The 13,042-nt window shown below is 59.3% G+C and carries 11 protein-coding genes; 10 read left to right on the forward strand and 1 reads right to left on the reverse strand.

The annotated features are described in order from the left end of the window. Positions 1-379: 379 nt before the first annotated feature. The 4 genes from ilvB (at position 380) to FFV09_RS17470 (ending at position 5,527) form a co-directional block, all read left to right on the forward strand. Complete coding sequence (ilvB, locus tag FFV09_RS17455; protein WP_141449011.1) at positions 380-2,140, forward strand: biosynthetic-type acetolactate synthase large subunit; 1,761 nt, start codon at positions 380-382, stop codon at positions 2,138-2,140. Positions 2,141-2,142: 2 nt separating this feature from the next. Further along, positions 2,143-2,640, forward strand: coding sequence for an acetolactate synthase small subunit (gene ilvN, locus FFV09_RS17460; protein WP_141449012.1), 498 nt, complete (start codon positions 2,143-2,145; stop codon positions 2,638-2,640). 244 nt (positions 2,641-2,884) lie between these two features. Continuing rightward, entirely contained in the window at positions 2,885-3,877 is a 993-nt protein-coding gene (gene ilvC, locus FFV09_RS17465; RefSeq protein ID WP_141449013.1) for a ketol-acid reductoisomerase, read from the forward strand. 102 nt (positions 3,878-3,979) lie between these two features. Then, positions 3,980-5,527 carry a 2-isopropylmalate synthase gene (locus FFV09_RS17470; protein ID WP_141449014.1) on the forward strand — a complete coding sequence of 516 codons (1,548 nt, stop codon included), beginning with the start codon at positions 3,980-3,982 and terminating at the stop codon, positions 5,525-5,527. Between the two features lie 123 nt (positions 5,528-5,650). On the opposite strand, the gene FFV09_RS17475 is transcribed toward FFV09_RS17470, so the two are convergent. Beyond that, the gene (locus tag FFV09_RS17475) at positions 5,651-6,631 is read right to left on the reverse strand and encodes an aldo/keto reductase (RefSeq protein ID WP_141449015.1); all 981 of its coding nucleotides are present in this window, start codon (positions 6,629-6,631) and stop codon (positions 5,651-5,653) included. Between the two features lie 349 nt (positions 6,632-6,980). Between FFV09_RS17475 and leuB the strand changes: the two genes are divergently transcribed. The 6 genes from leuB to FFV09_RS17505 all read left to right on the forward strand — a co-directional run bounded on the left by leuB (position 6,981) and on the right by FFV09_RS17505 (position 13,014). Then, positions 6,981-8,060, forward strand: coding sequence for a 3-isopropylmalate dehydrogenase (gene leuB / locus FFV09_RS17480; RefSeq protein ID WP_141449016.1), 1,080 nt, complete (start codon positions 6,981-6,983; stop codon positions 8,058-8,060). 129 nt (positions 8,061-8,189) lie between these two features. Then, positions 8,190-8,729 (forward strand): peroxiredoxin, encoded by a 540-nt coding sequence (locus FFV09_RS17485; RefSeq protein WP_141449017.1) that lies wholly within the window; start codon positions 8,190-8,192, stop codon positions 8,727-8,729. A gap of 241 nt (positions 8,730-8,970) precedes the next feature. After that, positions 8,971-9,393: a hypothetical protein gene (locus tag FFV09_RS17490; RefSeq protein ID WP_141449018.1), complete on the forward strand. Its 423-nt coding sequence runs from the start codon at positions 8,971-8,973 to the stop codon at positions 9,391-9,393. 205 nt (positions 9,394-9,598) lie between these two features. Next, positions 9,599-10,573 carry an AAA family ATPase gene (locus FFV09_RS17495; RefSeq protein WP_170315067.1) on the forward strand — a complete coding sequence of 325 codons (975 nt, stop codon included), beginning with the start codon at positions 9,599-9,601 and terminating at the stop codon, positions 10,571-10,573. After that, positions 10,574-11,728, forward strand: a complete 1,155-nt coding sequence (locus FFV09_RS17500; RefSeq protein WP_141449020.1) for a DUF58 domain-containing protein — start codon at positions 10,574-10,576, stop codon at positions 11,726-11,728. Beyond that, a complete protein-coding gene (locus FFV09_RS17505; RefSeq protein WP_141449021.1) occupies positions 11,725-13,014 on the forward strand; it encodes a DUF4129 domain-containing protein in 1,290 nt (429 codons plus the stop codon). The genes FFV09_RS17500 and FFV09_RS17505 overlap by 4 nt, the downstream gene beginning before the upstream one ends. Positions 13,015-13,042: the final 28 nt, after the last annotated feature.

Here is a 13,042-nt window from a genome sequence, read left to right on the forward strand (position 1 = left end):
TATACGAGCTCACCTCGGAGCCATTTTCCTGAACGGCGAACGTTCTTCCATGATCTTCGCGGAAGATAACGTCCGGTTACTAGGGAGAATCGTGAGGTTCGCGTTATGAACCGCGAGTTTGGAATCGGAGGTTTCGATTTCGGACCCGCTTGAGGCTGTGCACCGAGAGGTGTCGGCAAATTTGGGTGGTACCACGTGAGGATAATAACCTTTCGTCCCTCGAAGCAGATATCTGCTTTGTGGGGCGGAAGGTTTTTTGGTTTTTATAACGACTGCCCGACGCGCATCCGTACAACGAATAACGGAAAAACTCCGTTACGGCGGCCCTTTGCAAATCGACGATGTGAGATTGATGTGATATTTGGGAGGAGGAAGAACGATGAGCGCACATATGCCAGATGCACAATCGACGGAAGAGTTGAAAGAAAAATGGGTGGATAAACAAGAAGTCCTCACAGGTTCGGACATTCTTCTCCGCAGCCTCGTTCTCGAAGGCGTAAAATGCGTGTTCGGTTATCCGGGGGGAGCGGTGCTGTACATTTACGACGCCATGTACGGATTCAAAGACTTCCATCACGTACTGACCCGGCACGAACAGGGCGCGATCCACGCGGCCGACGGTTATGCCCGTGCAGCCGGCGAAGTCGGGGTCTGCATCGCCACTTCCGGACCGGGAGCGACCAACCTGGTAACCGGCATCGCGACGGCCTACATGGACTCCACGCCGCTCGTCATCATTACCGGCAACGTCGCTTCGACGCTGATCGGAACCGACGCTTTCCAGGAAGCCGATATCACGGGCATCACGATGCCGATCACGAAGCACAGCTACCTCGTACGCAGCGTCGACGAGCTTCCGCGCATCATTCACGAAGCTTTCCATATCGCGAACACGGGCCGCAAAGGTCCGGTCCTGATCGACATTCCAAAAGACGTGTCGGCCGCGATGACGTTGTTCCAGCCGCATACGGAGCCGGTGGCGCTGCGGGGCTATAATCCGCGGATGGCACCGAACAAGCTGCAGGTCGAACGACTGGCCGAAGCGATCTCCAACGCGGAACGCCCGCTGATCCTGGCAGGCGGAGGCGTCGTCTACTCCGGCGGCCACGAAGCGCTGCTGGAACTGGTCGAGAAAACGGGGATCCCGATCACGACCACGCTGCTCGGCCTGGGCGGTTTCCCGAGCGGGCATGAACTGTGGCTCGGCATGCCGGGCATGCACGGCACGTTCGCTTCGAACATGTCGATTCAGGAAGCGGATCTGCTGATCAGTATCGGAGCGCGGTTCGACGACCGGGTAACGGGCAAGCTGAACGGGTTCGCGCCGAAAGCCAAAATCGCGCATATCGATATCGACCCGGCGGAAATCGGCAAAAACGTCAAAACGGACATTCCGATCGTCGGCGACGTCAAAACGGTGCTGGAACTGCTCAACAAAACGGTCAAACGGGCCGAAAGCGCGGACGAATGGCGCTCGCAGCTTCAACAATGGAAAGCGGAGAAGCCATTCAGTTACAAAGACGATTACAAAGAAGACGAGATCGGATTGAAACCGCAGTGGGTCGTGGAACTGCTGAACGAGACGACGAACGGCGAAGCGATCGTGACGACGGACGTCGGCCAGCACCAGATGTGGGCCGCGCAGTATTACAAGTTCAACCATCCGCGCTCCTGGATCACTTCCGGCGGCCTGGGCACGATGGGCTTCGGCCTTCCGTCGGCGATCGGCGCGCAGATGGCGCAGCCCGATCGGCTGGTCATCTCGGTCAACGGCGACGGCGGCGTGCAGATGTGTTCGCAGGAACTCGCGATCTGCGCGATCAATAATATCCCGGTCAAAGTCGTCATCTTGAACAATCAGGTGCTCGGCATGGTTCGCCAATGGCAGGAACTGATCTACGACAACCGGTACAGCCATATCGACCTGTCCGGCAGCCCCGACTTCGTCAAGCTGGCGGAAGCCTACGGCGTCAAAGGATTGCGGGCGTCGACCAAGGAAGAAGCGCGCAGAGTGTGGCAGGAAGCGCTGGATACGCCGGGACCGGTCGTGATCGACTTCGTGGTCGAGAAAGGCGAGAACGTGTATCCGATGGTACAGCAGGGCAAGACGCTGGATCAAATGCTGATGGGGGACGAGTAAAGATGACGAATACGACGCATACCAAACATACCATCGCCATCCTGGTCAATGACCAACCGGGCGTCCTGCAGCGGGTATCGGGACTGTTCGGCCGACGCGGCTTCAATATCGAGAGCATCACGGTCGGCCAATCGGAAGAAAAAGGCATTTCCCGGATGGTTATCGTAAGCACCGGCGACGACAAAACGATCGAGCAGATCGAGAAGCAGCTGTACAAAATCATCGACGTCATCAAAGTCGTTGATCTCAGCGCCAATCCGATGGTCGGACGGGAACTCGCTCTCATCAAAGTAAAATCCGATCCGGGGACGCGGCCGGAGATCATGGGCCTCGTCGAGACGTTCCGCGCGGCGGTCGTCGACATCGGGACGAACAGCCTGATGGTCCAGGTCGTCGGAGACACGGAGAAGATCGACGCGATGATCGAACTGCTGTCGCCGTACGGCATTCGCGAACTGTCCCGCACCGGCGTCACGGCCATGATTCGCGGCAACGCCTAACGACGTCCCGCACGCCGCCGGAGCGGCAGCGGTCGGCCGGATTATTTTAACACTGCATAATTGAACATCGACTGATCGAACACGGCCCAATCGAACACCACATAAGAACGACGGCTTCATCCGCCCGGACGGGCGGGGAGCTGAACGGAACCGTCCCCGAAGCCGCGTCGGGATTTCCGGTTCCGCTGAGCTACCCGCTTGTTTGGGCAGGGTTGAGGCTTTATACACAAAGGAGGAAATAAGAATGGCAATTACGACTTATTACGAAAATGATGCGGACCTGAGCGTGCTTCAAGGAAAGACGATCGCGATTATCGGCTACGGAAGCCAGGGACACGCGCACGCGCAAAACCTGCGCGACAGCGGCCTGCAGGTCGTCGTCGGCCTTCGTGAAGGCAAATCGGCCAACAAGGCCAAAGAAGACGGGTTCGAAGTGCTGTCGGTTGCCGAAGCGACCAAACGCGCCGACATCGTTCAGATCCTCATGCCGGACGAAACGCAAGCCTCCGTGTATAAAAGCGAAATCGAACCGAACCTCAAATCCGATGCGACCCTGCTGTTCGCGCACGGCTTCAACGTTCACTTCGGTCAGATCGTTGCCAAAGAAGGCAACGACGTTCTGCTCGTCGCTCCGAAATCGCCGGGCCATATGGTTCGCAGAACGTATGAAGAAGGCTTCGGCGTACCGGGCCTGATCGCGATCCACCAGAACGCTACGGGCAAAGCGAAAGACATCGGCCTGGCGTATGCCAAAGGCATCGGCTGTACCCGTGCCGGCGTTATCGAGACTTCGTTCCGCGAAGAGACCGAGACCGACCTGTTCGGCGAACAAGCCGTACTGTGCGGCGGCGTGAGCGCGCTGGTCAAAGCGGGCTTCGAAACGCTGACGGAAGCCGGCTACGCGCCGGAAATGGCTTACTTCGAATGCCTGCACGAGCTGAAGCTGATCGTTGACCTGATGTACGAAGGCGGCCTCTCCACGATGCGCGATTCCATCAGCAACACGGCGGAATACGGCGACTACGTGACAGGACCCCGCATCGTAACTGAAGACACGAAGAAAGCGATGAAAGAAGTGCTGACGGATATCCAACAGGGCAAATTCGCGCGCGATTTCATGCTGGAGAACCAATCCGGCCGCGCCTTCCTGACGGCTACCCGCCGCAACGAATCGGAGCATCAGCTGGAAGTCGTGGGCGCACAGCTGCGTGACATGATGCACTGGATCAAGAAGTAAGATTTCGAAGCATGAAACGGGGCTATCCCGGGCCGCGTGCAAGCGCGACCGGGGCAGCCCTTTTCCATCTCGACACTTCAACCGAAAAAGGAGGCGTAATCCGTGCGGAAAATTCATATCTTCGATACGACGCTGCGTGACGGGGAACAATCGCCCGGCGTAAACCTGAATACCCGTGAGAAAGTCGAAATCGCGCATCAATTGGAAAAATTGGGCGTGGATCGGATGGAAGCCGGATTCCCGGCCGCGTCGCCGGGCGATCTGGCCGCGGTTAACGCGGTCGCCCGCGCCGTCAAAAACGTGAGCGTCGTCGGCTTGGCGCGTTCGCGCGAAGGCGACATCGATGCGGTTCGGGAAGCGCTGCAGGGAGCGGCCGATCCGTGCCTGCACATCTTCCTGGCCACTTCGCCGATCCACCGGCAGTACAAGCTGAAGATGGAAAAGCATCAGGTATTGGAAGCGGCGCAGTCCGCGCTCCGTTACGCCAAAAAATATTTCTCGAAAATCGAGTTTTCGCTGGAAGACGCCGGTCGCACCGAACCGGACTTCCGCGCCGAAATGGTCGCCATGGCGATCCGCGAAGGCGCTTATGTCGTCAACATTCCGGATACGGTCGGCTATTTGAACCCGGCCGAGTACGGCGCGATTTTCCGCCATCTCAAAGAAACGGTGCCGGGCATCGAGAAAGTGCAGCTCAGCGCGCACTGCCACGACGACCTCGGCATGGCGACGGCGAACACGCTGGCCGCCATCTTGAACGGGGCGGACCAGATCGAAGGCACGATCAACGGGATCGGCGAACGCGCGGGCAATACGGCGATCGAAGAAATCGCGATGGCGCTTGAGACCCGGGCCGACTACTTCGGCGCGAAGACCGGCCTGGTATTGGGCGAGATCGCCCGCACGAGCCGCCTCGTCAGCAAGCTGACCGGCATGAACGTGCCGGGCAACAAAGCGATCGTCGGCGCGAACGCTTTTGCGCACGAATCGGGTATCCATCAGGACGGCATGCTCAAAGAGAAGACGACGTACGAGATCATGTCGCCGCAGACGGTCGGCTTCAAGGAGAGCAAGCTGGTACTCGGCAAGCACTCCGGCCGCCATGCGTTCCGCGAACAGCTGCTGGAAATGGGCTATACGCTCGAAGACGAGCAGCTGAACGCGGCGTTCGCCCGGTTCAAAGACCTGGCGGACAAGAAAAAGGAGATTACCGACGACGACCTGCTGGCGCTGCTCGAAGAGCGCCTGGCGGACGCGCCGGAGAAATACGCGCTGGAGTCGCTGAGCTTCTCGTTCGCGACGGAAGCGGCCCCGACAGCCACCGTTACGGTGTCGGTCGAAGGCGAAGGCAGCCGCACAGCCGAATCCGGCGGCAACGGTACCGTCGATTCGATCTATAACGCGATCGATCAGGCCGTCGGCGAAGAAGTGACGCTGGTCGACTATTCGATCCAGGCCGTTACGCTCGGCAAGGACGCGCTCGGCGAAGTGCATGTCACGATGCGCCAGGGCGAGAACGAAGTCCGCGGCCGCGGCGTCAGCACCGACGTGCTCGAAGCGAGCGCCCGCGCTTACGTCGACGCGTTGAACCGCCTGGCGGAGAACCGCCGCGTGCCGGGCGGCCGCAAAGGCGCCGAGAAAGTCTGGTAGACAGCAAGGCGCCCCGAATCGGGGCAAAGCAAAAAGCGGTACCGCTGATCCGGCAATCGGATAGCGGTACCGCTTTTTTGATGCGAAATCCGGAATTCAGGAGCTGGCATCTGCCTGCGCTGCTTACCAGGCGTACGCGTTCGGAGCGGAACCGCCCGATCCCGGGAAGATTTCGTCCAGGCGCTTCAGCTCGGCTTCGCCCAGCTTCACGTCTACGATGCGCAGCGCGTCTTCGAACTGCTCGAACGTGCGGGGACCGATGATCGGAGCCGTAACGGCCGGATTCGCCAGTACCCACGCAAGCGCGACCGTATCCTGCGCTTCGCCGAGTTCTTCGCTGAGCGTTTTGAACTGCTCAAGCTGCTCTTTGTGCTTGTCCACGAGTTCGGCGTTGCCGCCGCTGCGGGAACCTTCGATCTTCTTGAGCGCGTTGCGGCCGAGCAGTCCGCCGGCAAGCGGGCTCCACGGAATGACGCCGAGGCCGAGCGCTTCCGAAGCCGGAAGCACTTCGAGTTCCGGTTCGCGGGTCAGCAGGCTGTATTTGTGCTGCTCGGAGATCAAGCCGAGGAAGCCGCGCTTCTCCGCTTCCTTCTGCGCGACGGCGATGTCCCAGCCCGCAAAGTTGCTGGAGCCGACGTAGCCGATTTTGCCCTGGTTGACGGCCACTTCGAACGCGCCCCACAGTTCGTCCCAGCTTGCGTTGCGATCGACGTGGTGCATTTGGTACAGTTCGACGTGGTCGGTCTGCAGGCGCTTCAGCGAACCTTCCAGGTGACGGCGGATTTTGTAAGCGGACAAGCCGCGGTCTCCGTTCGGACCGTCCGTTTCGTCGCCCATGCCGCCGTAAACTTTGGTCGCGAGCACGACTTTTTCCCGGCGGCCTCCGCCCTGCTTGAACCAGCGGCCCAAAATTTCTTCGGTCAGGCCGGCGTTGTCTTTGCCTCCGTAAACGTTTGCAGTATCGAAGAAGTTGACTCCGGCGTCGAGCGCCGCGTCCATGATGCGGAACGATTCTTTTTCGTCGGTCTGGCCTCCGAAATTCATCGTGCCCAGACAGATGCGGCTGACTTTAAGACCCGATTTTCCCAAATACGTATATTCCATGTTCTTCGTTCATCTCCTCGATTAGATCGTTTGACGAAACAGATTCTACTACCATTACCCTATTTATTGTAACAATCCCACGAATCCGAATCAAATTTCTTAACGTAAGCGCAAATAGTCCAAAACGTTTTCGGTAAACGCTCTTTTTTCGGGGCCGCCCGGCTCGTTCCGTCGTTGCTTAAGTCGTTACTTAATAGGTAAAACCTATGAAGGTCATAGTTTCTATATCTTGGTCAATCCCTGACGGAGTATGTTACTGTTTTTGAATAAAGGTTTGCACCCGGAAGCGGCGACGGAAGGCGCGAGCGTTTCGCCGGCGGGAATTTGACGAGAAGAGGAAGTGCGACACATGGCTGAGACGAAAAAGATCGCGGTAATCGCAGGAGACGGCATCGGGCCGGAAGTAGTGGCGGAAGCGGAAAAAGTGCTGCAAAAAGTCGGCGAAGTGTTCGGCTATACGTTCGAAACGGAGCACGCGCTGTTCGGCGGGATCGCCATCGACCAAAAAGGCACGCCGCTGCCCCAGGAAACGCTAGACGTATGCAAACGCGCCGACGCCGTGCTGCTGGGCGCGGTCGGCGGCCCGCAGTGGGACAACAACCCCAAAGAGCTGCGTCCGGAGACGGGCCTGCTCGGCATCCGCAAAGAGCTCGGCCTGTTCTCGAACCTGCGTCCGGCCGTCGTATTCGACTGTCTCAAGGACGCGTCCACGTTGAAGCCGGAAGTGCTTGAAGGCACCGACCTGATGGTCGTGCGCGAGCTGACCGGAGGCATCTACTTCGGCGAGAAGTTCCGCCGCGAGACGGAATTCGGCGAAGAAGCGGTCGATACGTGCGCGTATAACGTCACGGAGATCGAGCGCATCGCCCGCCAGGGATTCGAGATCGCGATGAAGCGCCGCAAGAAGCTCGCTTCGGTCGATAAGGCGAACGTGCTCGAAACGTCGCGCCTGTGGCGGGAAACGGTCATCCGCGTATCCGCGGAATATCCGGAAGTGGAACTGGAACACGTGCTCGTCGACAACTGCGCGATGCAGCTGCTGCGCCGTCCGTCGAGTTTCGACGTCATCGTGACGGAGAACATGTTCGGCGACATTCTGAGCGACGAAGCGGCGATGCTGACCGGTTCGATCGGCATGCTGGCGTCCGCTTCGCTCGGCGAAGGCAGCTACGGGCTGTACGAGCCCGTACACGGTTCCGCGCCGGATATCGCCGGTCAAGGGCTGGCGAACCCGATCGCGACGATCTTGTCGACCGCGCTGATGCTGCGCCTGACGTTCGGTTACAGCGAAGCGGCCGACGCGATCGAGCGGGCCGTGGCGGAAGTGCTGGACGCCGGACACCGCACGAGCGACATCGCCGCGGGACGCGGCAACGCGCTGTCCACGACGCAAATGGGCGAGCAAATTCTCAACGCGATTCGCAAATGATAATGATTATAAATAAATAAGCGTTCCAATCTTGACTTCGAAAAATCCCGGTGATAACATGGTGTTATAGTTTCAGAATATGCAGAAAACACTCGTCACCGGGTGTCATTTTGAAGGAGGATTTACACAATGGCAGAACGTTTGGTAGGCAAACCGGCTCCGGCCTTTACAATGGAAACTGTATCCGGAGACGGACAGGATTTCGGCAAAGTATCGCTTGAAGATTACCGCGGCAAATGGCTCGTGTTCTTCTTCTACCCGCTCGACTTCACTTTCGTATGCCCGACCGAAATTACGGCAATCAGCGACGCTTACGGCGATTTCCAGACGCTTGATACCGAAGTTCTCGGCGTCAGCATCGACTCCGTGCACAGCCACAAAGCATGGATCGCGGCTCCGACCGAAATCGGCGGTCTCGGCAAAATCAACTTCCCGCTCGCTTCGGACATCACGAAAAAAGTGGCAAGCGATTACGGCGTCCTGATCGAAGAAGAAGGCGTAGCTCTGCGCGGCCTGTTCATTATCGATCCGGAAGGCGAACTGAAGTACCAGGTCGTGAACCACAACGACGTGGGCCGCAGCGTCGAAGAGACTCTGCGCGTGCTTCAGGCTCTGCAATCGGGCGGACTGTGCCCAATGAACTGGAAACCGGGCGACCAAACCCTGTAAGGGTTTCTCGCGGATTCGGCAGCTGCCGGATCGACGGTTTAGCGTTAAAGCCTTCTTTCCGGCCTCTGCCGGAAAGAGGGCTTTTTTGTCCCCCGAATCGCTGGCGCGCCTCGAAATTCCGTGCTAAAATGAGGCCAGGAAACATCGAAAAAACACGCGTTTTTTTGCAAAAGTATTCAAAATTCCGTCGGCAGGTTGATTATACAGATAGGGATCAGTTAATGAAGGAGAGTGAACGGCCATGAGTTTTTGCTGCGGAGCCAGTATGATCGGAACGAAGGGGACGCTGACCCACTACCGGACCCAGGTTCACAACGTTCCTCTGCTGCATTGCCCGGTATGCCAACGGATCGAAGTTCATTATAAAGTCGAAAGCGAATACGAGATTCTGGCCGAATACGCGCATGGCGACGGCGAATCGGAGATCGATTTCCAGGATTACATTCTCGAAGACGATGCGGAGATTTTCGCGAACTGCGTCAGCCTTGAGAGCGAAGACAAGATGGAAACGGTGCGCAACCAGATCGATTTGTCGCTGGATCTGCTCGGTTTTGCCAAGCAGACCGAAGACAAGCGCTGGCAGCTCGACCTCAAGCGCCGTCTGGCCGTCATGAGCCAGAAGCTGGAGAAGCTTCAGCATCACAACAGCAAAGGCAGAACGTAAACGCGCTGCCTCCTATACGCCTGCCGGAAGAGATCCTCGCGATCCTTCCGGTTTTTTGTTTTGGCCGCATTTGGAAAACGCTATCTTATTTGCTAAAATGGAAATGAGGAAGAAACAGGAAAACATTACGCTAACGCTTCGAGGACATAAGCCGGAATGCGCCATTTTTCGATTTATACGGAAGCCGCTGCCAAAAGACGGAGGAATGTTCATGCAAAACGTACAGGAACTCGCTTCAAGGCTCAAGCAAAATATCGGGAATATCATTGTGGGCAAAGACGCGGAAGTCGATCTGCTGCTGACCGCGCTGCTGGCTTCGGGACATGTGCTGCTGGAAGACGTGCCGGGTACCGGCAAGACGATGCTGGCCAAAAGTCTCGCGTCGTCGCTCAGCCTGACTTTTCAACGGATCCAATTCACGCCCGACCTGCTGCCTTCGGACTTGACCGGCATCCACTTTTACAATCAAAAAGACGGCGAGTTCCATTTCCGCCCCGGGCCGCTGTTCGCGCGCGTCGTGTTGGCGGACGAGATCAACCGGGCGACGCCGCGTACCCAATCGAGTCTGCTGGAGTGCATGGAAGAGCGGCAGATCAGCGTGGACGGGCAGACGATGAAGCTGGAGCAGCCGTTCATGGTGCTGGCTACGCAGAATCCGGTCGACAACCAGGGGACGTTCCCGCTGCCGGAAGCGCAGATGGACCGGTTCATGATCCGCATGAAGCTCGGTTATCCGTCGGCGTCGGAAGGCCGCGAAATTTTGCGCCGCACGGTGCAGGCCGGAGGGCTCAGCGCGGAATCGGCCGTCACGACTGCCACGGCGGAAGAAGTGCTGGAAGCGCAGCGGTCGTGCCGCAGCGTGACGATCGCCGACGACCTGCTCGACTACATCGTCGCGCTGGCGGATGCGTCGAGAAGCCATCCCGAGCTTGCGCTCGGCATCAGCCCGCGGGGCACCCAGTCGCTGCTGCGCGCCTGCCAGGCGTACGCGGCGCTCAAAGGCCGCGATTACGTGCTGCCCGACGATATCAAAATGCTGCTCGTGCCTGTCTGCGCGCACCGGCTCGTGCTGAACAACCGCTATGACGTGCAGGACAATCCCGCCGAGCGCATTTTGGCCGAATTGACGGAAAGCATCCCTGTTCCGAGCGAAAAGGGACTGGAAAGCGAAGTGAGATAAATGGCGCTGTTTGGGCTTTTGCTCCTGGTCGGACTGATCGTGATCGTTCAGGGATGGCTGCTCGGCAGACCAGCGCTGGCCCGTCTCGATTACAAGCGCGATTTCAGCAAATACACGTGCCGGGCGGGGGAGAAAATCGAGATGGTCGAGACGCTCTCCAACCGCAAGCCGCTGCCGGTGCCGTGGCTGAGACTCGAAGCGATGCTGCCGTCGGCGCTGCAGTTTGCCCGCAGCGATGATACGAACGTCAGCGAAGGACATATTTACCAAAACCATACGAGCCTATTCACGCTGCCGCCGCGCACGAAGATTACGCGCACGCACCGGATCGTCTGCGAGGCCCGGGGCATCTACCGGATCGAGTCGGCGACGATGACGGGCGGCGATCTATTCGGGATGTATGCGCCTTCAAAAAAGGTAGATTTGCATATGCGCATGGTGATCTATCCCCGCACGCTGGGCGACGGCGAACTGCCGATCTCGTGGAAAACGTGGCAGGGAGAACTCGCGGTACGCCGCTGGATCGTCGAAGACCCGTTCATCATGACCGGCGTGCGCGAATATGCGCAGGGCGATCCGATGAACCGGATTCACTGGAAAGCGAGCGCGCGAACGGGACAGCTTCAAGTCCACAAAAGCGGATTTTCCGCCGATCCGCGCGTCGTGATCCTGCTCAACGTCGAAGACTCGGAGTCGATGTGGAGCGTCGTGACCCGGACGGGACTGATCGAACGCCAGCTGTCGCTGGCCGCGACCTGCGCCGCTTCGCTGATCGGGCAGGGCATGGCCGCGGGCTTCGCGCATAACGGCGATTCGCAGCTGGGCGAAGAAGGCTGCCGGCTGGAGACCGATTACGGTCCGGTGCATTTGAACCGGATCATGGAAGCGATGGCCGGGTTGGAGTTGAAGTCCCGGCTGCCGTTCCATGACCTGCTCCAGCTGGAAGCGCAGCGCGAATTCCGGGAACCGATCGATTATCTCGTCGTGACCGCGCACCGCTCCGATAAGGTTCGGGAAGCGATTGCGTCGCTGGAGCGGCTCGGCCACCGGGTAGGCGTCACCGGCTTTGCGGCGAACGAGCCGGGGCTTGTGTCCTCGGGCGTTCGTTCGTCGCAGCGCCGCGAATCGGAACGTCAAGAGGAGGCCGTATTATGACGAAAACGACCCGAACCCGTTCCCGCTCACGTACAGGAGCGCCGCTGCTGCAGGGATTCGGCCGTCCGGCCGCCTACTCGCTGCTGGAAACGCTGGCCGCGTACGCGGCGGTCGTACTGGTTGCGCATTATGCCGTGAAAGGTTCCGACCTGCTGCTGCTTCTGCCGATCCTGGCGCTGCATTTGTCGGCGAACCTGATCGGGCTGCGGCAGGCGGAGCAGCGGATCGGCGGCGCGGCCGCGGCTTTGCCGTTTGCCGCCGCGCTGCTGCTCGGACTTGCTTTTCCCGGCGGCTGGCTCGTCAAAGGAAGCGCCGCGGTCGTGCTGCTGCTCGCGGCGCTGCGCGGACTGCTGACCGGGCGCAGGCAGCTGTGGGACCAGATGCAGCTGCGCATTCCGCTCTCGGGCGTGGCGGCCATGCTCATTCTGTACGTAGTTGCCGGACGCATACCGGATTTGAACGAATACCGGCCGCTGCTCTACATGGTCTCGACGCTTGCGCTTGCGCTGACGCTGCTGCTGCTCAACGGCGACCGTGTTCGCACGGCAGCCGGGCAGGAGACGTCCGCTTTGTCGGGCGTGCTGACGCAGAACCGGCGCTTGACCTGGATTGTGGCGGCACTTATCGTCATAGCGGGATTGATCGGCGGGCCGACAGGCGCGCTGAACGCGCTGCGCGACTGGTGGCTGTCGATCTTCGGCGGCTCGCTGCCGGGCAATCCGCCGGCGGCGGAACCGGTTCAGTCGATGCCCGGCGTCGACGCGTCCCAGTTCGAACAGTTGGGCGAGGCGGGAGAGACGCCGCTGTGGCTCAAGATTATCGGCTATATCCTGCTGGGCTTGTTCTGGATCGCGGCTGTCATGGGGATCGGCTGGCTGCTGTACCGGCTGCTGGGCCGCTGGCTGCCGAACGGCATCCGCAATCTGGTCGCGAAGATCGCTTCCCGATTCGGGCTGATGCGCGCGGTCCGCTTGGCTGCGTCGAACGTCAATTACACGGACAAAGCGGAGAAGTTGAAAGATAACAAAACCGGCGGTTTTGCACGCTTTTTCCGTAGGGAACGCCGCGAAGCCGATTATGAAGGCGACGATCCGCGGCTGCGCTATCGCAGCGTCGTGCTGCACGCTTCGCGCAAAGGCTTTCCGCTGCGGCCGAGCCGCACGCCGGCCGAGAACGGCCGCGAGCTGTCGCAGGGCCGTTATACGGAGCTGTCCGCCGAAGAACTGGAACGTCTCGTCGAGCGCTACAACGACGCGCGTTACCGCGATGCCGGCAAGAAGCGGTAAGACCGTATTTTGAACGAAAGAGGGGAAC

Source organism: Saccharibacillus brassicae (assembly GCF_006542275.1).
Taxonomy (GTDB): domain Bacteria; phylum Bacillota; class Bacilli; order Paenibacillales; family Paenibacillaceae; genus Saccharibacillus; species Saccharibacillus brassicae.

Coding starts and splice junctions, on each gene's coding strand:
- ilvB (WP_141449011.1), top strand. CDS start 380: ATGAGCGCACATATGCCAGATGCACAATCGACGGAAGAGTTGAAAGAA.
- ilvN (WP_141449012.1), top strand. CDS start 2,143: ATGACGAATACGACGCATACCAAACATACCATCGCCATCCTGGTCAAT.
- ilvC (WP_141449013.1), top strand. CDS start 2,885: ATGGCAATTACGACTTATTACGAAAATGATGCGGACCTGAGCGTGCTT.
- FFV09_RS17475 (WP_141449015.1), bottom strand. CDS start 6,631: ATGGAATATACGTATTTGGGAAAATCGGGTCTTAAAGTCAGCCGCATC.
- leuB (WP_141449016.1), top strand. CDS start 6,981: ATGGCTGAGACGAAAAAGATCGCGGTAATCGCAGGAGACGGCATCGGG.
- FFV09_RS17485 (WP_141449017.1), top strand. CDS start 8,190: ATGGCAGAACGTTTGGTAGGCAAACCGGCTCCGGCCTTTACAATGGAA.
- FFV09_RS17490 (WP_141449018.1), top strand. CDS start 8,971: ATGAGTTTTTGCTGCGGAGCCAGTATGATCGGAACGAAGGGGACGCTG.
- FFV09_RS17495 (WP_170315067.1), top strand. CDS start 9,599: ATGTTCATGCAAAACGTACAGGAACTCGCTTCAAGGCTCAAGCAAAAT.
- FFV09_RS17500 (WP_141449020.1), top strand. CDS start 10,574: ATGGCGCTGTTTGGGCTTTTGCTCCTGGTCGGACTGATCGTGATCGTT.
- FFV09_RS17505 (WP_141449021.1), top strand. CDS start 11,725: ATGACGAAAACGACCCGAACCCGTTCCCGCTCACGTACAGGAGCGCCG.